Consider the following 23842-nt stretch of genomic DNA (forward strand, 5'->3'; position numbering starts at 1 on the left):
GGGCAGGTCAACGCGGGGCGCATTTTCTTCGAGGGGCGGGATGTCACCCGCGAAACGCCGGCAGGTCTCGTGCGGCTCGGTCTGGTGCAGGTGCTCGAAGGCCGCCATTGCTTCAAAAGCTTGAGCGTCGAGGAAAACCTCGTCACGGGCGGGATCGGGCGGAGCGGTTCACGGTCTGAAATCGCGACGGACCTTGAGCGAGTCTATACCTATTTTCCACGGCTGCGTGATAAGCGCCAGGCGCTTTCCGGTCTCACTTCCGGCGGCGAACAGCAGATGACCGCCATCGGACGCGCCTTGATGTCACGCCCCCGATTGCTGGTGCTTGACGAGCCGTCGATGGGTCTGGCACCGCGTGTCGTACAGGATATTTTCCGCACATTGCGCAAGCTTAATCGCGAAGACGGGCTTTCCATTCTTGTCGCGGAACAGAATTCGGCAGTGGCGCTTACCTACGCCGACAAGGCCGTCATTCTTGAAAACGGTGTCAGCGTACTCTCCGGCAGTGCCGCCGATCTCAAAGCGCGTGACGACGTGAAGGCTTTTTATCTCGGACAGAAACCGGTCTCGGGTTCTGTGGCGCTCGCCCATTGAAATTCAACGAAAACGAGGAGACATGCGATGACCATTTCCAATGTGAATACGAAGGACGTGAGCCAGGGCGTGCCCGCTGTGCCACGACCGGGCAAACCCGCCTATGTCATTAAAAGCGATGCGGAGGCCATCGAGATTGCGAAGAAGCTGGCGGCAGAAATCGCTCCGGGTGCAGCCATCCGCGACCGCGACCGCATCTGGCCGGTCAAGGAACTGGATTCCTTTTCGCAAAGCGGTCTGTGGTCGATTAACGTGCCGAGGAAATTTGGCGGTCCGGAGGTCTCTTACGCGACGCTCGCCAAGATGATCGAAATTGTCTCCGCTGCCGATTCCTCCATAGGGCAGATTGCGCAAAACCATCTTGGTGTTCTCGCCGCCGTGCGTACGGTTTCTGACGAGGCGCAGCAGAAGTTGCTCTTCGGCGAAGCACTGCGCGGCACCCGCTTCGGCAACGCGTTTTCCGAGTTCGGGTCCAAGCGTGCCGCCGATTTTGAAACGAAATTCGTCGATGCCGGTGATCATGTTGTGGTCAATGGCCAGAAGTTCTATTCGTCTGGTGCTTTGCTGGCGCATCTGGTGCCTATCGTCGCGCTCGATGAACAGGGCCGAGCCTGGTATGCAATTGCCGAGCGGGATGCTCCGGGTCTGAACGTTATCGACGATTGGTCATCCTTCGGCCAGCGCACAACCCTGTCGGGCACCGTCATCCTCAATGATGTGAAGGTCCCGAAAACCCATCTGGTGCCGGGTTACAAGGGTTATGAAGTGCCGACTGCCGATGGGGCCATTTTCCAGATCATTCAGGTCGCCGTGGATACGGGTATCGCCAGTGCGGCTATCGCCGAAACGATCTCTTTCGTGCGAACCAAAAGCCGTGCATGGGTGGATAGCGGTCTCGAACGCGCTTCGGACGATCCTTATACGATCCACGCTATCGGCGATCTCACGCTTCGCCTTCATGCGGCTCAGGCGCTGCTCGAAAAGGCGGGTTATGCCATCGATCGCGCCATTGAGAACCCCAACGCAGAGACCGTCGCAGAAGCGCAGATTGTGACGGCTGAGGCGAAAATATTGTCGACGGAAATCGCGATCGCTGCGACCAACAAACTGTTCGAACTTGCGGGTACGCGCTCGACGCTCGCCGAACATCAGCTCGACCGCCATTGGCGCAATGCCCGGACGCATACGCTGCATGATCCGGTGCGATGGAAATATGCGATACTCGGCAATTATTTCCTGAACGACGAAAAGCCGCCGCTTCATGCCTGGAGTTGATAACTCACCCCGACGCATGGAGCGCGGTTAGAGGCGCTCCATGCGTTTGGTGTCGAAATGCGACGGCTAAAACACGCCACAAACGCCTGCTCCGTTTCTTATCGTGGTCATTGTCAATTGAGTTCTGCGACCTTCTCGCCGGACTGCCAATAACCGGACTTCCCGGCATCTAATCAAAGAATTGCGGCGAACCCTCAACGGGGCTCAGAGATATTTTCACGTAGTCCTTGCAAGTGTATCGCAACTTGTATACTAGAATATATCAGGCCGGAGGGAGTGCTGGCCGTTGTATGGGAGGAGTGATTTCAATGAAAAAGTTGCTATGGGCAGTGGTGGCCGCCACAGCTATGAATATGGTGTCTCTGCCTGGCATGGCGCAGGCGCAGGAAGTTCCAGCACCCGGTAAGAGTGCGCGTATCGACGCCATCAAGAAGTCGGGTGAATTGCGTGCCGGTGTTCTGGCCAATCCGCCATGGCTTGTGGAAGATACCACCGGTTCCGGCCAGCCATGGCGCGGACCGGCCTGGACGCTTGCGCAGACCTATGCCGAAAAGCTTGGCGTCAAACTGGTTCCGGTGCTCGTTTCCCACGAAACCAAAGTGCCCGTTCTGGCCGCCAATCAGGTGGATATGACGATTTCGCCACTCTCCATGACCAAGCAGCGGCAGGAAGTTGTTGATTTCGTCACCTATTCGCGCACGGCTTTGTGCGTGTTCGGAAAGGCGTCCAACCCCAAGGTTTCGGGTGCCAAGTCGGTTGACGATTTCGACAAGCCGGAAGTGACCATTGCCTATTTCACGGGTGGCGGCGAGGAAAACTGGGTCAAGGAACGTTTCCCCAAGGCCACGCTGCGCGGTGTGACGAGCGCTGGAACGGCGGCTCCGATGGAAGAAATCATGGCGGGGCGCGCGGACGTGGCGCCGATCAATCGCATTCCCTTCGTGGCTCTCAGCCGCAATGTGAAGGGCCTTGAAGCGTTGCCGCGTGAAAATAACTGTCAGGACAGCACCGAGGCCGTCAACGAAATTGGTCTGGCTATCGACAAGAACCAGCCTGAATATCTCGCATGGCTGAAAGCCGTGGCTGAGCCAATGCTTCCAGAACTTCTCAAGGAAGAAGAAGCCGAAGTCTCCAAAATGTAAGCCATTATGGACTTTGCGCGCGCCGGATCCCGGCGCGCGCAGATCATGTTCTGTTCAGGCAGAACTTTCAGGGTCCCGGATCTCTGGATATTGACACATGGAATTCAATTTCAGCGCTATTTTTGATAGCTGGCAGTTCCTGCTCAGCGGCTTGGTGGTGACGCTTTTGCTGGCTGCCAGTGTGAGCGCGTTGAGCTTCTTCCTGGGGCTGCTGCTCACCGTCGCCCGCCTTTATGGTCCCAACTGGCTGAGCCGCATCACGATCTTCTATATCGATACCATGCGCGCCATTCCGGTTCTGGTGGTTCTTGTCTGGGTTTATTTTGCGCTGCCAATCGCAACGGGGATCAATCTGCCGCCATTCTGGTCGGCGCTGTTCTCGCTGTCGCTGCATCTCGCCGCCTATGTTGCCGAAGTGATGCGCGCTGGCATTCAGTCCGTGCGCCCCGGTCAGATTCGCGCCGGTCTGGCGCTCGGCATGTCGCAGGCGCAGGTTCTGCGCAAGATCGTGCTGCCGCAGGCTTTCGTGCGCATGCTGCCATCCTTCGGCTCGCTGCTGTCGCTCGCGGTAAAGGACACGGCTATTGCCACCGTGATCGCCGTACCAGAACTCATGCGCCGCGCCGAAGCTATCGCCGGGCAGAAATATGCGCCTGTCGAGGCCTACACCACCGTCATGATCCTCTACTTCATCATCATCTTCCCGCTCACCCGAGGCGTCGACATGCTCTATCGCCGCATTTCCTTCCTGGGGCGCTCATGAGTTTCGACTGGTCTATCATCTGGAAAAGCCTGCCCGCATTGGGGCATGGTGCTTTGATCACCATCGCGCTGACCGTGCTGACAATGCTGTTTGCCACGCCGCTGGGTATCCTGATCGCGGTCATGCGGGAATCGCGCTTCAAAATCGTCGCGCTGATTGCGACCTGTTATGTGGAACTGTTGCGCAATTTGCCGATCATACTGGTCGTCTATTGGGCGTTCTATGTGCTGCCCATGATGAGCGGTCTTGCACTTTCGCCATTTCTGACTGGGCTTCTCGCGCTGGTGGCCAACAATGCCGCCTATAATTCGGAAACGTTCCGCTCTGGCATCCGTTCAATCCGCAAGGGGCAGACCGAGGCAGGGCTGGCGCTCGGAATGAGCGAATGGACGGCTTTCCGCAAGATCGTGCTGCCGCAGGCTTCGCGCCGTGTTTTACCGGTGCTGGCAACCACATGGGTCACGCTGTTCAAGGACACCTCGCTGGTGTCGGTGATTGCGGTTGGTGATCTGGCGCATACGGCGCTGCAAATCCGCTCGCAGACTTTCCGCGTAATCGAACTTCTGACCGCAATGGCCGCGATTTACTGGCTGCTGGGCTATCCGCAGGCCAAAATTGTTGACTGGATTCACCGCAAATACGGGGTTACCGAATGATATCTTCCAACACAGCACCCGTAAAGACCGGCGATGTCGTCATTGAATATCGCAATGTCTGCAAATCCTATGGCACATTTGAAGCTCTCAAGAATGTCAGCCTGAAAGTGCATCGCGGACAGGTCGTGTGTCTCATCGGCCCGTCCGGCTCCGGTAAATCCACACTGCTTCGCTGCACCAATGGTCTGGAAGCAATCAATAGCGGCGAGATCAGGATCGATGGCACCGTGCTAACGCAGGACCCCAAACAGGTTCGTGCCATGCGCCAGCGCATGGGCATGGTGTTTCAGAATTTCGAGCTGTTTCCGCATAAGAATGCGCTCGGCAACATCATGATGGGGCCGACCACCGTTTTGGGCCTCTCGGAACGTCAGGCAAAGGAACGCGCTCTGGCTTTGCTTGCCAAGGTGGGGCTTTCGGACAAGGCGGAAAATTTCCCGTCCAACCTGTCCGGTGGGCAGCAGCAGCGGGTCGCCATCGCCAGAGCCCTTGCAATGGAACCGGAAGTCATGCTCTTTGACGAACCGACATCGGCGCTCGATCCCGAAACCATCGGCGAGGTGCTCAATGTCATGAAACGGCTGGCGGATGACGGAATGACCATGATTGTCGTGACCCACGAAATGACCTTCGCCCGGCGCGTTGCCGATCAGGTCGTGGTCTTTGCCGATGGGCAGATCATCGAACAGGGGCCGCCGGAGCAGATTTTCGAAAATCCGAAAACTGCGCGCACGAAGGATTTCCTGAGCCATCTCGGCTGGGACGGCTGACGCATGGCAGTGCTTCCCGGATCGACCCATAATCCCGAAAAGCCGGTGCCTGGCGCGGGCGCTCCTCCCACAGTAGGGAGCATTCTCGACGCCATTCGTAACGATATCATCACCCTGCGTCTCATGCCGGGCAAACGGGTTTCGGAAAACGAACTCGCCCGACATTTCGGTACGAGCCGCACGCCGGTGCGTGAGGCCCTGTTGCGGCTGGTCGATCAGGGGCTTGTCGAGGTCTGGCCGCAGCGCGGCACCTTCATCATGCCGATTTCACTGGCCGCAGTACAGCGCGCGCGTTTCGTGCGCAATGCGGTGGAAGTTGCGGTTTTCAAACGTGCCGCCGAAGAAGGGCTTGCTGCGTCTATATCGGATGAACTCGACGCCATTATCGCGATGCAGGAAGGCTCAAAGGACTCTCCTGAGAATTTTACCATCGCCGACGATGCCTTTCATCGCACTGTCGCCAATGGAATCCGGATGGGCGACATATGGAGCCTGTTGGAACGGGAAAAAGCCCAGTTTGATCGCTTGCGCTTTCTGAGCCTGCCCAATGTTACCCCCGTCGAATTGCTCATCGAGCAGCACAAGGCCATGCTATCAGCGGTTAAGCGTCGCGATCCGATTGCGGCGGAAGCCGCCGTGCATGTTCACCTTTCGGAAGTTTTGAAAGTCACCGAACATCTGGCCCAGCGTTATTCCGATCTCATCGTCAACGATCTTTGAACGGCTCGATCAACAGCTCTCCGCTTCATGATGTATGGCTGCGACTATGCTATCGGCAAGCATTCGATTGAGACGTGAAACCACCTGTTCGGCAAATGGCCCTTCTTTCAGCTTGGGCGGCATAAGACCCGGCAACGCGGCAAAAGCGGCAAATATATCCGATGCGGACTTTGTATTGGCCAGTGCTGCGGTGATTTCCTCATCACGGGGATCATTCAGCGGATATGGCTGGCCGTTCTCATGCTGGCCCAGACCATAACGCATCCACGCCGCTGTGGCGAAGGCGAAGGCTTTCGTGTCACCGCCTTGTTCAATCAATTCGACGGCTGGCGCAAAGATGCGCTGTGGCATTTTTTCGGTGCCGTCCATGGCAATCTGGCGGGTTTCGTGCGCAATGGCCGGATTCGCAAAACGAATGGCCAGTGCCTGCGCATAAGCGTCGAGATCGGTTTCCATCGCGGTCAAGGTCTGTGCTGCGGCGTGCAAATGGCGCTGCACCAGCCTGTTGAGCGCCGCGTCCGCCATTACATCGCGTACATAGGTCTTGCTCGAGAGAAACCCGGCATAGGCCAGCATTGAATGACTGCCATTGAGCATGCGCAGTTTCATTTTTTCAAAGGGGCGGACGTCTTTCGTAAAGGTGGCACGCATCGCCTCCCATGCCGGACGCCCGGCAGGAAAGTGATCCTCGATCACCCATTGCGAAAACGGTTCTGTCTCGATTGCAGCTTCGTCTTCGCAGCCGATAACGCGCGCGGCGTCGGCGCGGGTCTGGTCGGTTGGTTGCGGTGTGATCCGGTCCACCATGGTTGCCGGAAACGCGACCTCTTGCGCGATGCGTTTCGCCAGTTCAGGGCCATGCGCGCGCGCCGCAAAATCGATGACCGCAGCGCGTAACAACGCGCCATTGTCCGGCAGGTTATCGCAGCTTAAGACGGTAAATGCAGGCAAGCCCAATTCGAAGCGTCGTTTGAGACCCAATGCGATGAGGCCGAGTACGCCTCGTGGCTGGTCCGGCGTTTGCAAATCGGCCATGACCGCGGGATGTGCGGGATCGCAACCACCGCTGCGCAAAAGGCCATAGCCTTTTTCCGTCACGGTGATGCTGACAATCCGGCAGTTGGGTTCTGTCATAAAAGACAGCGCTTCAGCGCCAGCCGTCGGCCCGGCAAGCGCCTGTCTTACTGAGCCGATGACGTGGGCGCGGCTTTCCTCGTCACGCACGATCAGTGTGTAATAGCCATCCTGCGGATTAAGCGCCTCGGCCACGTCGGTTCCACGCAGCGAGACGCCGACGATCCGCCAGTCAGACGGTGTTTGTGTCAGGGCTGCGTCGGTATAGGCGGCCAGATGAGCACGGGCAAAAGCGCCCAGACCCAGATGCAGGATACCTGCATCAAGAGCCTGTGGATCATAAGCGGGCCATGTGGCTCCATCCGTTGGGCTGCTTTTGGCCGACAGTCTCATCACGCGTTTCCTGTCGTCAACGGATGCTCCAGCGCGGTCATGATTCCCCGCAGTTCCGCCAGACCTTTCAGGCGACCGATGGACGGATAACCCGGTTGTCCGCGTCGTCCAAGATCATCCAGAATATCCTGCCCATGGTCGGGGCGGAACGGAATTTGCCAGTCTTTGCGACCTGCTGCCTTGCGGCGGCGTTCTTCGGCCAGAATGGCCGCGACCATGGCGACCATATCGGTGCCGCCTTCCAGATGTCCTGCCTCGTGGAAAGAGCCATACTGGCCCGCATCTTCAATAGTGACATTGCGCAGATGCAGGAAATGGACGCGGTCGCCCAGACGCTGCATCATTCCGGGCAGGTCGTTATCGCGCCGTGTGCCAAGCGAGCCGGTGCAAAGCGTGATGCCGTTGGCTGGAACATCGACTGCCTCGATGATCTGACGGTAGTCGTCCTCGGTGGACATGATGCGGGGCAGGCCCAACAGTGGGAAAGGGGGGTCGTCCGGGTGGCAGCACAGACGCATACCGAGTTCCTCGGCAAGCGGAGACACTTCCGATAGAAAATCAATAAGATGACGACGCAGCCTGTCCGCGCTGATATTGTCATATTTTGCCAGTTGGTCGCGCACATCGGCAAGGGTAAAGTTTTCGGCTGCACCCGGCAGACCGTAAACGGTATTGGCGGCGAGTTCCTCGCGCCGCGCATCGCTCATCGTTGTAAAGCGCTCTTTTGCGGCAAGCGCCACATCGGCAGGGAAGCTTTCCGCTGCGCCTTTGCGTTGCAATATGTAAATGTCGAAAGCGGCAAAATCGACGAGATCGAAGCGCATGCATGTCGCGCCGCTGTCCAGACGGAAGGCGAGATCCGTGCGCGTCCAGTCCAGCACTGGCATGAAATTATAGCAGATGACCTCTATGCCAGCGCGGCTGAGATTGGTCATGCTGGTTTTCCAGTTGGCGATATGGGTCTTCCAGTCGCCAGTCTGCCGCTTGATATCTTCAGATACGGGCAGGCTTTCCACCACTTCCCATGCCAGGCGGGAGGGTGCGCCGTCATTCATGCGTCCGATCTGAGCCTGCCGCAGCGCAATTTCGTCCGCAGTCCATACCTCGCCGGTCGGCATGTGGTGCAGGGCCGAAACGACACCTTCCACGCCGGCCTGCCGCATATCGTCAATTGACGTCAGATCCTTTGGACCGAACCATCTCCAAGTCTGTCGCACGTTTTGCCTCCATAGTTTATCCTTTAACTAGCAGATGGTAGACTAGTATGGAAGATGAAATGCATCAACGTGAAGCGTGAATCGAGGAAAGTTCTCTGTTGCTGCATGTGAGGGGGCGGTGTTTGGTGCAGATCAGCCGTCGACCCTGATCTTGTGGGGGCCGCAGGATGGCTATATGCCTGCAGACTCTGCGCGCGCCTATCGAAGCGATCTGCCGGACACTGAGGTTAATTTTCTGGAACAAGCAGGCCACTGGTTGTTGGAAACCTATTTTGACGAAGCGCTGCCGATCATCCGCGGTTTTCTCGCTCGAATGATGACTGCTGAGAAGCTGTAACAAGACATATTGGTCCAGCATCACTAAATAAGGTGTTCAGGCGCGTTGATGCTACGAAACTCTTCCTCGGAGGGCCAGAAAGTCGAGAAGTGCCCTCACGCGGGAGGGCACTGGGCCGCCCTGACCGATATGTATGGCGTGGAAGGATTCCCGATCCCCGGGATTAAATTCCTCCAAAACCGGTACGAGACGTCCACTTGCAATGTCCTCCCGTACGGTGAAGTTCGGCGCGCGGACAAGGCCCACGCCGCTCAGCGCCAGTCGGCGCAGAGCTTCGCCGTCGCTGGCTTGAACACGTCCAACGACCGGCACCACGACGGTCTCGCCATTCCTCATGAGCGGCCAGCCATCTCCAGAGCGCACATAGCCAAAGCCGAGCCTGTTGTAGCCTTCAAGGTCTTCGATTGTTTTCGGTTCGCCCAATTGGTCGAGATAGGCTGGGGCGGCAACAATCAGCATGGCGGAGTCGCCCAGTTTTCGCGCAACAAGGCTGGAACTCTTCAGCGGTCCCGCACGCACCGCTACATCGGTTCTTTCGGCAAGCAAATCCACGACGGTATCAGTTTGTATAAGATCAAGCGAGACGCCGGGAAATTGCGCCAGAAACTCCGGAAGAATAGGAGCGAGGATATGGGTGGCATAGGATGCGCTGGTGTTGAGGCGGATGCGACCGACGGGCTCTTCGCCTGTGCCTGCGCCCCTCTCGGCGTCGGCGATATCTGCGAGAATTCGCATGGCGCGTTCGTAGAACACGCATCCCTCCGGGGTGAGTTGGAACGCTCGTGTGGAGCGGTTCACCAATCGTGCGCCAAGGCGGGTCTCTAACCGTGTTATCAACTTGCTGACTGCGGACGGTGTCATGCGACAGGCGCGTGCCGCCGCCGAAAATCCGCCCCGCTCGACCACGCAGACAAACACTTCCATTTCACCCGAGCGATTGATTTCAGCGCGCGCCATTTTCTTTCCTTAGATACGTCGACTAGCTGATGAGGGAAGCGCGACGACGGTGGTGCTGGAATTGGTCTTTGAATTCACAAATGATATTACAATGAGCAATCTATATCACTATCGTAACACGATCTATTCTCTCGCGAACGAAACATCGCGAGCAAAATGCATCGCCCAAGCGATGCGCTCGTAACGAGAGGATAAGAAGATAATGTCGCTTCGACTAAACAGCGCGCGCACTGGCCGTCGAGCTGGTCGGAAATTCCTATTTACTGGCTGGATTGCAAGCGCCCTGGCTATGGGAGCCATCCTTCTCGGCCCAGCGCCCGCGATCGCCGATGATGGGCAGTGGGTCGGCACGTGGACGGCCAGTCCACAACCGGTCTGGGGAGGGGATTTCGCCTTCCCGACAAAAATCCCTGCAAGGGTGAAAGATCGTACTTTCCGCCAGATTGTTCGAATTAGTCTTGGAGGCATGAGACTGAGGTTCGTTTTCTCAAACATCTATGGAAAACAGCCTTTGAAAATTGGCGCAGCCAGCGTTGCCCCCGCTGGTCAGCAGGCGGCAGTAGCCCCGTCGACTATCCGAAAGCTCACTTTTGGCGGTAAATCGAGCGTCGTCATGCTGCCCGGCGCACCGGTGGTTAGTGATCCGGTGGATTTGCAAACCGATGCGCAATCGCGGCTCGCGGTTTCCATTTTTCTGCCGGATGAAACGGCTCTGGACACCTTTCATTGGGATGGCCGTCAGACAGCATGGTTCGGCCATGGTAACCTTACTGCGGCGGGCGACTTCACGGCATTTGACACGACCGATGCACGCATTCTTTTAACAGACGTTCTGGTCGATACCCCTAACGAAGGTGCAGTCGCCATCATCGGCGATTCCATTACCGATGGTAACGGAGCGACAGTGGATGCAGACTCGCGCTGGCCCGATTTTCTTGCAAAGCGGCTTGCGCCCCGACGCATCGCCGTCCTTAACGCGGGTATTTCCGGCGCCCGCCTGCTCGAGGACAAAATGGGTGTTAACGCAGTTGCCCGTTTGGAGAGCGATGTACTGTCCAAGCCCAACGTGAAGGCGCTCATCGTATTCATCGGCATCAACGATATTTCGTGGCCAGGCACTGCCTTTGCTCCGAACTCCAAGCGACCGAGCGTTGAGGCTATGATCGAGAGCTACGGGCAGCTCATCGCGTTGGCACACGCGCACAACATCCGTGTCATTGGCGCAACACTGACACCATTCGAGGGTGCGCTTTCTGGGACCCCACTCGAGGGCTACTACAACGCCGACAAGGACGCGCTTCGCAACGAGATCAATCAGTGGATTCGCAAGAGCGGTGCGTTCGACGCGGTGGTCGATTTTGATGCGCTTCTTCGCGATCCAGACAATAACGCCCGCATCGCGCCAGCTTTCGATTCCGGCGATCATCTTCACCCCGGCGATAAGGGCAATCTGACAATGGCCGAGTCGATTAATCTCGAAACGCTGCTCGGGCGCTGATCGTCAGTGGGGTTCGGGCAGTGCTTCGCGCTCGAGCCATTCCGGGTCGATTTCCGGCAGTGGGATCGCGTCGAGCAGCGCGCGGGTATAGGCTGACTTCGGATCAGCGAAGACTTGTTCGCACGCTCCCGCCTCGACGACCTTGCCGAAACGAAGCACATAGACGCGGTCGCAGATGGCCCGAATGACGCTAAGATCGTGACTGATGAAGGCCATGGAAAGGCCCATATCACGCGACAGGTCTTTCATCAAGTTGAGTACCTGCGCCTGCGTCGAAACGTCAAGGCCGGAGACGATTTCGTCAGCTAGAACGAAGTCCGGTTCGAGAAGGGCGGCGCGGGCGATGCCCACTCGCTGGCGCTGACCGCCCGAGAGTTCGTGGGCATTGCGGTCAAGCACGACCTCGGGCAGGGTGAAGCGGTCGAGAATTTTGAGAACCTTCGCCTCGGCCTCAGCGGCGTTGGCCGCCAATCTGTGCAACAGCATTGGCTCCACCAGAATGCGGCGAATGGAATGGCGCGGATTGAGCGATGCCATCGGGTCCTGGAAGATCATCTGCATACGTCGGCGCAGTGGTCGCATCCTGTTATCGGGCAGACTGGTAATATCCTGACCGTCGAACCGGATTTCGCCGGCGGAGATGTCGACGAGGCGCAGCAGCGCCCGGCCAAGCGTTGTCTTACCCGAGCCGGACTCGCCGACGATGCCGATCGTTTCTCCGCGCGCGATGTCGATGTCGATGCCATGCAGCACCTTGTGGCCAGCAGACCTGCCGAAAAGGCCACCCGCACCGTAAGCGACTTCTATGCCGCGAGCTGTGAGAAGCATGTTGGTCATCAGCTTTTTCCGATCTCGGCGCGCAGTTGCTCGAACACCGATTGTGGCACCGGTTCCAAGCCGCTATTGGGGCGGTCGTAACGCGGGCCAGCGGCCATCAGCGCCTTAGTGTAGATGTGCTTGGGTCGCTGCAGGACATCGGCGGTGCTGCCCTGCTCGATCACCTTACCGGAGTAGAGCAGCGTTACGCTGTCACAGATTTGGGCAACGACGCCCAGATCATGCGTCACGAATATGACGCCCGTGCCATGAGTGCGCTGCATGCCGCGAATGAGGCGAAGGATCTGCTTTTGCACGGTCACGTCGAGCGCGGTTGTCGGTTCGTCGGCAATCACGAGCTTGGGTTCGAGCGCAAATGCCGAGGCAATCAGCACGCGCTGGCGCATGCCGCCCGATAGCTCATGCGGATAAGCGCGCAAAACCCGCTCCGGATCGCGGATATGCACTTCCTCCAGCAGGGTCAGCGCGCGTTCACGGGCCGCCTTGCTTGACAGGCCGCGCTTGAGGCGCAAGCCGTCGGTCAGTTGGGCCTCGATACGACGGCCTGGATTAAGCGCCGTCTGCGGGTCCTGCGGGATGAGCGAGATTTCACTGCCCATAATCTGGCGTAATTGGGGAGCCGGTATGGTCAGGAGGTCGCGGCCCTCGAAATTGATGGTGCCGCGGGTAATGCGGACCGTGTGCGGCAGGATACCAAGCAGCGCCTTGGCGATGGTCGATTTGCCGGCGCCGCTCTCACCGACGAGGCCGCGGACCTCGCCGCGCCCGAGTGTCAATGCGACATCACGAAGAACGGGCGAGCCGCCATCCCGATCCGAGACCGCCGACAGGCTGTTGATGGAGAGAAGGGGTTCGGTCATCGGCGCATCATCGGGTCAAGGGCGCGGCGCAGGCCGTCGCCGAGCTGGTTGAAGGCAAGAACGGTCAGGAAAAGCATCACGAGAGGCGCCACCAATACCCACCATCCCTGATAGATGATCTGTCGGCCCTGCGCGATCATGCCGCCCCAGGTTGGCGTGTCGGACGAGACGGAAAGACCGACGAATGAGAGAATAGCCTCGACGATGACGGCGATACCCATTTCCAGGCTGATGAGCGCGATCAGGACCGGGGCGACATTCGGCAGGATCTGGCCGATCAGGATCTTGAAGCGGGAGAAGCCCAAAACTTGCGCTGCCGTTACATAGTCCATCCGCGCCTGCGCCATCGTTTCCGAACGGACGACACGACAGAAACGCGTCCAGTCGATGATGACGATGGCTGCGATGACCGAATGCACGCCCGCGCCGAAGACTGCCACCAGCAGGATCGATAACAGTACCGGCGGGAACGCCATCCAGATGTCGACGAGACGCGAGATGACGGAGTCGACCCAGCCGCGATACCAGCCTGCGAGCAGCCCGAGCGCGGTGCCAACCAGCGCCGCAAGACCTGCGGCGATGAAGGCGACCAGCAAGGCGACGCGCGTGCCGTGGATCAGGCGCGAAAGCACGTCGCGACCAAGATCGTCGGTGCCGAACCAGTAACCGGGCTCGGTGCCAGAATAGCCTGCTGGCGGCAGCGTGGCGAGCATCAGGTCCTGTTCGAGCGGATCCTTGGGCGCGAGCCACGGCGCAAAGATCGCGACCAATATAAGGCAGAGGATAAAGCCGCCGCCGAGAATTACCTTGGGTTCAGAAAGCGCCGCGCGCAGTGACTTAACCATGGCGCAGCCTCGGATTGAATGCGGCGACGAGGACGTCAACCATAATATTGATAACGATGAACAGGGCGCCGAAGACGAGGACAAGGCCCTGAATGAGTGGCAGGTCGCGGTTGATGACAGCGTCGATTGCCATATTGCCGATGCCGGGATAGGCGAAGATACGCTCAACGATGACTGTGCCGCCGATCAGGAAGGTGAACTGCACTCCGGTCAGCGCGATGGTGGGGCCAACGGCATTGCGCAGTGCCTCTTGCAACACCAGCCGTAACGAGGACATGCCCTTGAGCTTGGCGAGCAGCACATAGTCCTGCACCATGGCTTCGAGCAGCGCCTCCTTCAGCACGCGGGCGATAATCGCCGCGAGTGGCAAACCGAGCGCCAGTACTGGCATGGTCATATGGGCGGCGATGTCGGCGAACTGCGCGAAGCGCAGGCGTAGCAGGCTTTCGAACAGATAGAAGGGGGTTGCAAAATTGCTCTGCACGCTCGGATCGATCCGCCCGGAGAGAGGTAATATGGGGAAGAACACACCCAACACCAACACAAGCGCCAGTGCCCAGACGAAGTCGGGCACAGCCAGCACCACGCCGTTGACGGTATCGATGACGGGTTCGGCAGGGGTGCGGCGCACGAGCGTGCCAGCAATCGCCACGGCAGCGCCGAGCAGAATAGCGAAGATCAGTGCGATGAAGGCGAGCTCAAGGGTTGCTGGCAGGCGTTCGGACAACAGTTCCAGAACATTGCGGCGCAGCGAGATGGAGGTGCCGAAATCTCCTGAAAGCAGTGACGTCAGCCAGATACTGAACTGGCTGAAGATACTGCCATCGAGTCCATAGTTCGCGCGAAGCTGCGCGATCTGTTCCGGTGTAGCGCCCGGCGAGATCATCATGGCGATAGGGTCGCCGGGAACGACGCGCAACAGGACAAAAACCACAACTGCAACCCCAAACAGGGTCACCGCCGCGAGAACCAGACGGTTCAGGATAGAAAGAGCAAGCAATTGCATGGTTATGGAGTCTCGCGCAGGCAGACGTAGACACTATACTGGTGTGTCCGGCCAAGCAGGCCGGACATCAATCAAGCAATGGAAGGCTGGCACAGCGCGTGCCCGGCCAACATGCTATCAAGCCTTTGATACCAAGGTTGGTTGCAGCGCGCCCGAAACATTCGGGGTGACCTTCAGCGTTGATTTATAGACAATAGGCTGTGCGTATTGCAGCAACGGCAGCACGTAACCTTGCTCCGCAATATACTTGCAGACGGCTTTCCAGCCAGCGATGCGCTTGGCCTCGTCTTTCTCACCCCAAAGCGGAGCGATCATGCCATCCAGATCGTCGGTGTTCCATACCGAGTGGGGCGAAGGGCCGAACATGGCGAAGCCTGTTGAGGTGGTCGGGTCGCCGATCGCATTGCCCCAGTTGTAGAAGGCAGCTGGTGCAAGCTGGTCGGCGGCGCGCAGCTCATAGTGCTTGGCTATCTCGTAGACCTCGATTTCGGCTTCGATGCCGACCTTGCGCCACATGCCCACAATGGCCTGAACCATTTCGTAGTCCTTCGGCTTCAGGCCACGGGTGGTCTGAATCTTGAACTTCACGGGTTTGTCGGTCGAATAGCCGGAGTCGGCCAGCAGTTTTTTGGCGAGTTCGGGATCGTAAGGAACCTTGATTGATGGATCATAGGCCGAATATTCCGGCGCTTCGAGCGTGTCGATTGGTACGCCGTAGCCACGCAGCAGGCGCTTGACGATAGCTTGCTTGTCAACGGCGTGACAGGCGGCCAGGCGCACGTTCTTGTCGTTCATGACTTCGATATTGTTAAGGAAGATCATGCCGATATCTGAGATCGGAGTCGCGACGCCTGCCAGACCGTTCTTTTCCTTCAGGCGGTCGAATTCTTCATACGGGATTTCAAGCGTGACGTCGGACGAGCCGGATTCGATCTCGGCAACCCGGCTGGTGCCATCCGGCACGAACTTGAAGATCACAGTTTCGAAAGCTGGCTTGCCGCCCCAATAATTTGGGTTGGCCTTCAGGCGCAGGAAGGCATTGCCTTCATAGGCGTCAACCATATAGGGGCCTGTGCCGACAGGCTTCTTCTCGAAGCCCTCCGCGCCCACTTTCTCATAATAGGCTTTGGGCAGGATGTAGCCTGTGAGGAAGGCCATCCACATGAAATAGGTGGGTTCGAAGCGCAGCACATCGCCAGTGATCTTGTTGCCTTCGATCTTGTAGTTGCCGACAGTGGACCAGACAAACTGGATCGGGTTGCCGGTCTTTTCGTCGGCGGCGCGCTCCAGCGCCCAGACCACATCTTCCGGGGTGAACGGCGAGCCGTCATGCCAGGTCACACCCTCGCGAACATCCATCCAGACCTTGGTCTTGTCGTCGTTCCAGCCCCAGCCTGTCAGCAGGCCCGGAACGAATTTGAGGTCGGGGTCCTGGCCGATATACTGGTCGAAAATCGAGCGGTAGATTGCCTGAATCGTCGGATTGACCGCTGACGGACCGACGGTCGGATCGAAGGACGGAAGATTGACGTTGAAAGCGATGGTAAGCGTGTCGGTTTCTGCCGCCTGCACCGGCAGACGCCCTGCCAGAATGCTCGTCAAAAAGGCAGCAGCGCCCATACCCAACGTCTGGCGACGGGTGAATTCAGTCATGTTTTGCTCCGCGTTCCCCTGATCCCGGCTTTTTTGAGCGTTCCCGCGCTCGCCAAGGTTATTTATTGGTCGGAATATTTTAATCTTAAAATAGCGGCGTTTGACTGGCAAGCGAATTGTACGGTCAGGAAACAATTTTAGGTCGCACTATATGCTTACGCATATTACTTCTTTATCAATTTCGCCCTTTGACCTAAGTAAGTACAAGCTCAAACAGCCCTAATTTGCAGTTTTGCGGACTTGAAGAGCCAGAAATATGATTCTGCATGGGTTCAAAGATGCAGTCGCAGATGCGAGCGCACCCGTCTTACGACAATCCTATTTCAGCGAGGCCGCGAGCAGCATTCCCGAGCCGCCTCCCAGCCCCGGGCCGGGATGGGTCGATGCGCCGATATGATAAAGACCGGGAACGTGGGTGCGGTGGTTGACCGATGACTTGAACGGACGCCAGATGAAAAACTGATCGACGCCGCAGAAGCCCCCGTAGGGGTCGCCGCCCACGAGGTTCATATTCATGGATTCAAGATCGGCTGGTGAATACGCCTTGCGGGCGATGATCGTCTCGGCGAAGCCTTCGATGTGCTGGGCGAGGATGCGCTCGACACGGTCGGCATAGTGTTCGCGCAGTTCGTCGGTCCAGCGGCCATCGGCAGGCGTGGCGAGTTCTCCGGCAGCATCGCCTTCGATGTGTCGCGGGGCTTCAGGCAATTGTAGCCAGAGGATCGCCTGGCCTTCCGGCGCGCGGGATGGGTCGAGCGCGGTCGGCTGGCCGACGCAGATGGTTGGCACCGCTGGCAGCATGCCACGGTCACATTCATTCGCCGCACGAGACACACCGTTGAGGCCCGGTGTAAGATGCAAGAGCGCAACTTTCGACAAGTCCTCGCCGCCCTTCCAGCGCGGCGGCGACTTGAGCGCGTAGTGTATCTGCATGTCGCCCTTGCCATAGCGATAAGCCCGCAGCCCATCCGCAATATCTGAGGGCAGCGGCCTGCTGGAGCCCTTCAGCAGGTGTCCATAAAGCTGGTTGGGCGTGACCGATGCAATGACACCCTTGCCTGCCTCCAGCACCTCGCCATCGGCAAGCTTAACACCCGTGGCCTGTCCTTTGTGGTCCTCCAGTATTGCATCCACATCCGCGCCGGTGCGAATGGTGCCGCCCTGATCCGTAATGAGCTGCGTGAACGCCTTGACGAGATTTTCGGCGCCGCCTTTGACAATCGGACAACCCGCCAGTTCGATGGCAAAACCGATGACCCGGAGCATTGCCGCAGAATAAGTGCTTTCGGGATTGAGCCCGCAATGGAGGACCCAAGGGGCAAAGAGCCCGCGCATCACATCCGACCGATAGGTGGTTTCAAGATGATGGCGGCCATTGACGAGCGCCTCGCCGAACCACGCGGCGAGATTGCGGGGCCCGCGTTTCCAGGCTTCCTTCAGCACGGTCTTGAATATGCCGCCGGACCAGAGCGAGCCGCCTAGCAGCGAGAACATGAAGGGTGCGTCGGCACCCATCCGGTCCATCTCACGGGCAAAGGACTTGCCGTCGCCCTCGGCGAGCGCGTCGAAGGCAGCGATGTTGGCTTTACGGTCTTTGGACAGGATTGCATGTCGCCCATCCGCCAGTACGACGCCGGTGGGGAGGTCTGCGTGGGCGAATTCGAGGCCTCGCGCCTCCAGATCCTTGCCAAGCGCAGCATAGGCGGGCGAGGTCAGGAATAGCACCATGGTTGTTGCCATGACGTCGTGACGGAAGCCCGGTGCAGTGATCTCTTCCGTGCGCAGGCAGCCGCCGAGCCGGTCATTGCGCTCGAGCAGCAGAACCTTTTTGCCCTTTTTGCCAAGCATGGCTGCCGCTACCAGTGCGTTTATGCCGCTGCCGACCACGATATAGTCATGTGCTGTCATAGTGTCGTCGCTCCCCGAAAAATAGCCTCGCGCTGGCTCGATTCCGATTACTTTATTACCCGTGTTAGCGCGCGTATCGGCGAGCCTGTTCACTCGAGTCCAACTGAGAATTTTGCGACATGGCGCCCCTCATTCGCTTTTTAAAAAAGCTTGATATGAATTTTCTTGAAGCTTAAAAGATATCATATGTGAATGCAACGAAATGCCTGCTCTCAAAGGTGAACTTTACAACATATCGGGCCTTCAATATCCGCGATGACCTGATGATTTAAATCTGCGAGGTCAGAAGCCTGCCGAGATCGATCTACACTATTATATGCATTTGAAAATAATGGGGGCCTGAATGAGTGGACATGACGTTGAGTTCGATGCGGTGGTCGTAGGCGCGGGGCATAATGGCCTCGCTGCGGCGGTGCATCTGGCGGCAAAGGGTTGGCGTGTTGCTGTTGTCGAAGCGGCAGCTTCTCCTGGCGGGGCGGTGAAGACCCTGGAGTTGACAGAGCCGGGCTTCCGTCACGACTGGGCTGCCATGAACCTTTCGATGTTCGCTGGCTCAGCTTTTCACGCAACCTATGCCGCGGATCTTGCTGCACAGGGTCTCGAATTCGTACCGGCGCAAAATTGCTTTGCCAGTGTCTTTCGCGACGGTACTCATCTTGGCGTTTCCAGCGATGTGACGGTAACGAATGCAAGGATTGCGGAACTGTCGCCCGTCGACGCCGAGGCGTGGGCGACTATGCTTTCTGATTTCGAGCGCAATGCGCCGCATATTTTCGGCCTACTCGGCTCGCCGATGCCTTCTCTAGCCGCGGTAAGGACAGTCTGGAAGGCCTACAGGTCGCTCGGCATGGATAATCTCTGGCGTATCGCGCAGCTTCTGCTGGCGACGCCACGTGATTTTCTTGACGCGAATTTCGAAAGTCCCAAACTTAAGGCCATGATGGCCGCTTGGGGTCTGCATCTTGATTTCGCGCCCGACGTTGCAGGCGGAGCACTATTTCCCTATCTCGAGTCAATGGCAAATCAGGCGTTCGGCATGGTTATTGGCAAGGGAGGCGCAGATACGATCATTCGCGCGATGGCGGGTCTCCTGCAGGAGAAGGGTGGACAACTCATTCTCGGTCAGCGTGTCGAAAAGATCAGTCTCGACAAGGCCGGAAGAGCGACGGGCGTGGTGTTGTCCGACGGACGCACGTTGAGTGCGAAGCGGGCGGTGATCGCCAACCTCAATCCCAAGGTGCTGTTTGGCAGTGACATGTTGCCCCGGTCGGCGGTCCCCCAAAAAGTTAACAAGGCGACGAATGCTTTTCGGGCCGGACCCGGCACGATGATGATCCACCTCGCCATGGACGAGTTGCCAAACTGGACTGCGGGCGCTGAACTCAAGCGCTTCGCTTATGTTCATATTGCCCCGGACCTTGCCATGATGGCGCGGGTTTACGCGGAAGCTATGGATGGATTGCTGCCTGGAGAACCGGCCCTTGTGGTTGGCCAGCCCACGGCCATTGATCCATCGCGTGCACCGGAAGGCAAGCATGTTCTCTGGGTGCAGGTCCGTGTCCTCCCGGCGGAGATCAAGGGCGATGCGATGGGAGAGATCGCTGTTGCGGATTGGAACAGTGCGAAGGACGCCTATGCCGATCGGGTCATCGGAATCCTTGAGCGCTATGCGCCCGGGATCAGCGGCATGATCCGGGCGCGCTCGGTCTTTTCACCCGCAGACCTTGAACGTGAGAACGCCAATCTTATCGGCGGTGACAATTTGAGCGGCTCACACCATCTCGATCAGAATTTCCTGTTCCGCCCCATTGCAGGATACTCGCGCTACAAAACGCCCGTCCGCTCACTTTATATGTGCGGCGCCTCCACCTGGCCCGGTGCTGGCACCGGCGCCGGCTCTGGCTTCATGCTTGCAAAGATGCTTGCCGGAAACTGATGGGTGGCGGGGTCAGGTTCTGACTCCCAATCCGACTATGTTGAATATCGCGCCAACGCGAACTGTTCTATTGACCAGGACGGTTGGCGCAATTCTACCAGATCCGCGATAATACGAGCCATGCCCGGACCTATGCCGAAACCGTGGCCGCTCATTCCTGTGGCAATCGTAAGCCCGCTTATACTGGCTTGATCCACGACGGGCAACACGTCTGGCATGGTGTCGATCATGCCAGCCCAACTTCGTATAATGCGCGGTGTCCCGATCTTCGGAAATGCCGCAGCGAATTGCTTGAGAACCCGGCTGAGCTCTTTCTGGTTGGGCTTCGGATCCAGTACACGGCACCGCTCAAACGGCGTTTCGTCTATTTTCGACCAGCGTCGGGGCGTTCGCCATGCATCTGGATAATTCTGCGGAGCGGAAAGCCGGAACCGCGTGCTTGTAAAGTCCTCGCGCAACTGTGGAATGTAAGCTGAAAAGTTTCTGAAGGCATCCGGACCGATGAAGAAATCATGTGTGGACCAAGGTGTTAATGTGTAGCTCCCGTCAGTGCGACGCCGGAACGCGATGCGGTCATCGGCGGCAGCGGCATCGTGCGGCGCTGTCGCCAGTTCTATCTGCAAGGCAGAAGATAGGACGGACAGTTGGGGGAGATGAATGCCGTGCCGTTTCAAAAACAGGGCGCTCCACGCGCCAGCCGCAACTACCACTCTCTCACATTTTACATAGCCGCTCTCAGTGGCGACACCTTGAATGTGATTGCCTGTAATGTCCAATGTGCGAATGGCGCAATTTTCGCGAATGATGACACCGTCTTCAGCGGCTGCCTGAGCCAATGTCGGGACCGCAACGAACGGTTCAGCCATAGCATCGGACGGTGTGGTCATGCCGCCAATCCAGCCTCTACCTTCGGATATCATCGCGCCAACTTCGCGTTGGGATAACATGCGCGTATCGACGCCGTATTGGCGCGCACCGTCGAGCCATTGCTCGAATTTTGCGAGCTTGGCTTTGCTGCGTGCGAGATAAGTGATGCCTTTCTGGCGAAAGCCGATCTGCTCGAGGATCTTCTCGTTTAAGCTTTTCCAGAGAGGGATCGTGTCCATCATGATGGGCAGTTCTGCGTAATCACGACCCTGTTGACGGATCCAGCCCCAGTTTCGGCTGGATTGCTCGCCAGCGATGCGACCTTTCTCGCAGAGAAGGACCTTCAATCCACGTTTCCGCAGTTCCCAGGCCGCCATAACTCCGATGATGCCACCGCCGATGATTGTTACGTCAACAACATCAGGAAGGGGGCCATCGAATTGCGGAGTGTTATCAAGATTAATAGGAAATGCAGACATCGGATTTCAGAATCTCGTGGGGCTGTATGGTGTAATATCGATAGCAGGCGTACGTTCGCCGACCAGATCAGCAACAAGCTGGGCGGTTATAGCGGAGAGAGTCACTCCCAGATGCCCGTGTCCGAACGCATAGATCACGTCGCGGCATTTATGGGCTCGGCCGATCACCGGTAATGTGTCGGGCGTTGAGGGTCTATGGCCCATCCATTCAGATGCCGGGCGCCAGTCCTTGAGGGCTGGTACGGCCATCATAGCCTCCGGCAGTAGCGCGCGAATGCGCTTGTAGTTTGGTGGTGCTTTCAGTCCCGCCAGTTCATCGCCGCTTATCAGGCGCAACCCGTCATGCATTGGAGACAAAACAAAGCCTTTGCCGGGAATGACGACCGGACCACGTAACAATGACTGGGACCCTTCACCGAAGCTGATGTGGTATCCGCGTTCGCTCTCAAGCGAAACCTTGTCTCCAAGTTGCCTTGTTAAAATGGAGGACCATGCACCCGCTGCAATGACCACACGATCAAAGTGCTGCTCTCCGGAGAAAACCCGGAGCGCGACGCCGCCCCGTTCTGAAGGTCGAACTGAGCTGACGTGCTCGCGAACGAAGGCCGCACCAAAAGTATGTGCTGTTTCCAGATAGACGCTTGCGAGTTTCTTCGGAAAGCGGACATTTCCTGCTTTCGGCTGATAGAGGCCCTTAAAACACGAAGCGGGATTGAGCGCCGGTTCAAGATCCAGAAGCGAGGATTGGCTAAGGATTTTGTGGCAGACGTCGTGACGTTCCATAAGTTGGCGTTCAAGTGCAGAGCTTTGGAAATCCTTGGCGCTGTCATAGACTTTCAGCCAACCTTCTTGCGTGATCAGATCCTTGACTGCAGCAATCGCCGTCAGTTCCTGATGCGCGACCAGAGCTTGGGAAACGAGAGGATGCATCGCTGCAGCAATGCGATCAACCGCTGTTGTGGTGCCCGCCGCGATGAAGCGCTTTATCCAAGGCAGCGCTTTCGCGGTATGATGAAGGCGCAAGACTGCCGGAGAGTTGCAGTTAAACATATAGGTTGGCAGAGAGCGGACCACCGCGGGTGTTGCGGTAGGCGTAATCGAACCCGTGACAATAGCGCCCGCGTTTCCATAGGAAGTCCCGGCCCCCGGCTCCTCATCACCAAAAACCGTGACGCTGTGACCTTCTTTGGCAAGAGTGAGTGCGGCGCTACATCCGACAATTCCCGCGCCGATGATGGCAACAGAAAGTCGTTCACCGTTTTGCTGACGATGCTGCATGAGGATCGATCTATCTCAATTATGCGACGAAGGTCGCGTCAGTGGTGGAGGACTTTGCTCAGGAAATCGCGCGTGCGCTCATTTTGCGGGTTCTTGAAGAAGTTTTCCGGTTCGCCGCTTTCAATAATCGAACCACGATCCATGAATACGACACGATCAGCAACGCTTCGGGCGAAACCCATTTCGTGGGTGACAACCATCATTGTCATGCCTTCTTTGGCAAGGCTGACCATGACATCCAGCACCTCGTTGATCATTTCAGGATCAAGCGCTGACGTAGGTTCATCGAACAGCATTATCCGGGGCTGCATGCAAAGTGAGCGCGCAATGGCGACACGCTGCTGTTGACCACCCGACAGCTGGTTCGGATAATTATTCATGCGGTCGGCGAGGCCTACTTTGGCAAGCAGTTCCCTGCCGCGTTTCTCGGCTTCGGCTTTTGATAATCCACGCACATGAATGGGAGCGAGGGTTACATTCTCAAGTGCTGTCTTGTGCGGATACAGATTGAACTGCTGGAAGACAAACCCGACTTCCATGCGCAACTCACGCAAGGCAGCTGCCTTGGAACTCAAATCAATGCTGTCTACGACAAGCTTTCCAGACTGAAAGGCTTCCAGTCCATTGACACATCGAATCAGCGTGCTCTTGCCGGAGCCGGAAGGTCCGCAAACCACGACGACTTCGCCCTTGCTGACTTTCAGATCGATATTGTTGAGCACATGAAGCGCGCTGCCGAACCATTTGTTCAGACCCTGAAACTCAATCATTAGACCT

22 protein-coding genes are annotated in these 23842 nt (G+C 57.7%); 10 read left to right on the forward strand and 12 right to left on the reverse strand.

Features of this window, described 5'->3' with window-relative positions:
• The 7 genes from HWD97_RS09810 to HWD97_RS09840 all read left to right on the forward strand — a co-directional run.
• A partial coding sequence (locus HWD97_RS09810; protein WP_371834975.1) for an ABC transporter ATP-binding protein occupies window positions 1-594 on the forward strand: 594 nt, incomplete at its 5' end.
• A gap of 27 nt (window positions 595-621) precedes the next feature.
• Entirely contained in the window at window positions 622-1869 is a 1248-nt protein-coding gene (locus HWD97_RS09815; protein ID WP_371834976.1) for an SfnB family sulfur acquisition oxidoreductase, read from the forward strand.
• Between the two features lie 308 nt (window positions 1870-2177).
• Window positions 2178-3011, forward strand: a complete 834-nt coding sequence (locus HWD97_RS09820; protein ID WP_140025609.1) for an ABC transporter substrate-binding protein — start codon at window positions 2178-2180, stop codon at window positions 3009-3011.
• 97 nt (window positions 3012-3108) lie between these two features.
• Window positions 3109-3774 (forward strand): amino acid ABC transporter permease, encoded by a 666-nt coding sequence (locus HWD97_RS09825; RefSeq protein ID WP_121537645.1) that lies wholly within the window; start codon window positions 3109-3111, stop codon window positions 3772-3774.
• The gene (locus HWD97_RS09830; RefSeq protein WP_109366176.1) at window positions 3771-4430 is read left to right on the forward strand and encodes an amino acid ABC transporter permease; all 660 of its coding nucleotides are present in this window, start codon (window positions 3771-3773) and stop codon (window positions 4428-4430) included. The genes HWD97_RS09825 and HWD97_RS09830 overlap by 4 nt, the downstream gene beginning before the upstream one ends.
• Entirely contained in the window at window positions 4427-5200 is a 774-nt protein-coding gene (locus HWD97_RS09835) for an amino acid ABC transporter ATP-binding protein (RefSeq protein ID WP_371834977.1), read from the forward strand. The genes HWD97_RS09830 and HWD97_RS09835 overlap by 4 nt, the downstream gene beginning before the upstream one ends.
• A 3-nt stretch (window positions 5201-5203) precedes the next feature.
• Window positions 5204-5920, forward strand: a complete 717-nt coding sequence (locus HWD97_RS09840; RefSeq protein WP_109366174.1) for a GntR family transcriptional regulator — start codon at window positions 5204-5206, stop codon at window positions 5918-5920.
• Window positions 5921-5929: 9 nt separating this feature from the next.
• Here HWD97_RS09840 and HWD97_RS09845 read toward each other — a convergent pair whose 3' ends face one another.
• Both HWD97_RS09845 and uxuA read right to left on the reverse strand, forming a co-directional pair.
• Window positions 5930-7387: a mannitol dehydrogenase family protein gene (locus tag HWD97_RS09845; protein WP_121537649.1), complete on the reverse strand. Its 1458-nt coding sequence runs from the start codon at window positions 7385-7387 to the stop codon at window positions 5930-5932.
• Window positions 7387-8604, reverse strand: coding sequence for a mannonate dehydratase (gene uxuA, locus HWD97_RS09850; RefSeq protein WP_171317720.1), 1218 nt, complete (start codon window positions 8602-8604; stop codon window positions 7387-7389). Before uxuA ends, HWD97_RS09845 begins: the two co-directional genes overlap by 1 nt.
• A gap of 118 nt (window positions 8605-8722) precedes the next feature.
• Here uxuA and HWD97_RS09855 point away from each other — a divergent pair, with 118 nt between their 5' ends.
• Window positions 8723-8941 (forward strand): alpha/beta fold hydrolase, encoded by a 219-nt coding sequence (locus tag HWD97_RS09855; protein ID WP_209445974.1) that lies wholly within the window; start codon window positions 8723-8725, stop codon window positions 8939-8941.
• A gap of 51 nt (window positions 8942-8992) precedes the next feature.
• Here HWD97_RS09855 and HWD97_RS09860 read toward each other — a convergent pair whose 3' ends face one another.
• Window positions 8993-9898, reverse strand: coding sequence for a LysR family transcriptional regulator (locus HWD97_RS09860; RefSeq protein WP_121537652.1), 906 nt, complete (start codon window positions 9896-9898; stop codon window positions 8993-8995).
• A 289-nt stretch (window positions 9899-10187) separates the two neighbouring features.
• On the opposite strand from HWD97_RS09860, the gene HWD97_RS09865 reads away from it, so the two are divergent.
• The gene (locus HWD97_RS09865; RefSeq protein WP_371834978.1) at window positions 10188-11396 is read left to right on the forward strand and encodes an SGNH/GDSL hydrolase family protein; all 1209 of its coding nucleotides are present in this window, start codon (window positions 10188-10190) and stop codon (window positions 11394-11396) included.
• 3 nt (window positions 11397-11399) lie between these two features.
• Here HWD97_RS09865 and HWD97_RS09870 read toward each other — a convergent pair whose 3' ends face one another.
• From HWD97_RS09870 to HWD97_RS09895, 6 genes are all read right to left on the reverse strand, one after another.
• On the reverse strand, window positions 11400-12233 hold the full coding sequence (locus HWD97_RS09870; RefSeq protein ID WP_109366168.1) for an ABC transporter ATP-binding protein: 834 nt from the start codon (window positions 12231-12233) through the stop codon (window positions 11400-11402).
• Complete coding sequence (locus HWD97_RS09875; protein WP_121537654.1) at window positions 12233-13093, reverse strand: ABC transporter ATP-binding protein; 861 nt, start codon at window positions 13091-13093, stop codon at window positions 12233-12235. The genes HWD97_RS09870 and HWD97_RS09875 overlap by 1 nt, the downstream gene beginning before the upstream one ends.
• Window positions 13090-13938, reverse strand: a complete 849-nt coding sequence (locus HWD97_RS09880; RefSeq protein WP_109366166.1) for an ABC transporter permease — start codon at window positions 13936-13938, stop codon at window positions 13090-13092. The genes HWD97_RS09875 and HWD97_RS09880 overlap by 4 nt, the downstream gene beginning before the upstream one ends.
• Entirely contained in the window at window positions 13931-14938 is a 1008-nt protein-coding gene (locus HWD97_RS09885) for an ABC transporter permease (RefSeq protein ID WP_371830811.1), read from the reverse strand. Before HWD97_RS09885 ends, HWD97_RS09880 begins: the two co-directional genes overlap by 8 nt.
• A gap of 123 nt (window positions 14939-15061) precedes the next feature.
• Window positions 15062-16597 carry an ABC transporter substrate-binding protein gene (locus HWD97_RS09890; protein WP_109366164.1) on the reverse strand — a complete coding sequence of 512 codons (1536 nt, stop codon included), beginning with the start codon at window positions 16595-16597 and terminating at the stop codon, window positions 15062-15064.
• A gap of 318 nt (window positions 16598-16915) precedes the next feature.
• Window positions 16916-18505 carry an NAD(P)/FAD-dependent oxidoreductase gene (locus tag HWD97_RS09895; RefSeq protein WP_121537656.1) on the reverse strand — a complete coding sequence of 530 codons (1590 nt, stop codon included), beginning with the start codon at window positions 18503-18505 and terminating at the stop codon, window positions 16916-16918.
• Window positions 18506-18848: 343 nt separating this feature from the next.
• On the opposite strand from HWD97_RS09895, the gene HWD97_RS09900 reads away from it, so the two are divergent.
• A complete protein-coding gene (locus HWD97_RS09900; protein ID WP_109366162.1) occupies window positions 18849-20441 on the forward strand; it encodes an NAD(P)/FAD-dependent oxidoreductase in 1593 nt (530 codons plus the stop codon).
• Between the two features lie 35 nt (window positions 20442-20476).
• Here HWD97_RS09900 and HWD97_RS09905 read toward each other — a convergent pair whose 3' ends face one another.
• From HWD97_RS09905 to HWD97_RS09915, 3 genes are read right to left on the reverse strand one after another with little or no spacing between them, the layout of a single operon-like run.
• The gene (locus HWD97_RS09905) at window positions 20477-21787 is read right to left on the reverse strand and encodes an FAD-binding oxidoreductase (RefSeq protein WP_109366161.1); all 1311 of its coding nucleotides are present in this window, start codon (window positions 21785-21787) and stop codon (window positions 20477-20479) included.
• A gap of 6 nt (window positions 21788-21793) precedes the next feature.
• A complete protein-coding gene (locus HWD97_RS09910) occupies window positions 21794-23065 on the reverse strand; it encodes an FAD-binding oxidoreductase (RefSeq protein ID WP_121537660.1) in 1272 nt (423 codons plus the stop codon).
• A gap of 38 nt (window positions 23066-23103) precedes the next feature.
• Complete coding sequence (locus HWD97_RS09915) at window positions 23104-23835, reverse strand: amino acid ABC transporter ATP-binding protein (RefSeq protein WP_109366159.1); 732 nt, start codon at window positions 23833-23835, stop codon at window positions 23104-23106.
• Window positions 23836-23842 lie beyond the last annotated feature (7 nt).

It is taken from the genome of Ochrobactrum sp. C6C9, assembly GCF_022627935.1.
GTDB classification, from domain to species: domain Bacteria; phylum Pseudomonadota; class Alphaproteobacteria; order Rhizobiales; family Rhizobiaceae; genus Brucella; species Brucella teleogrylli.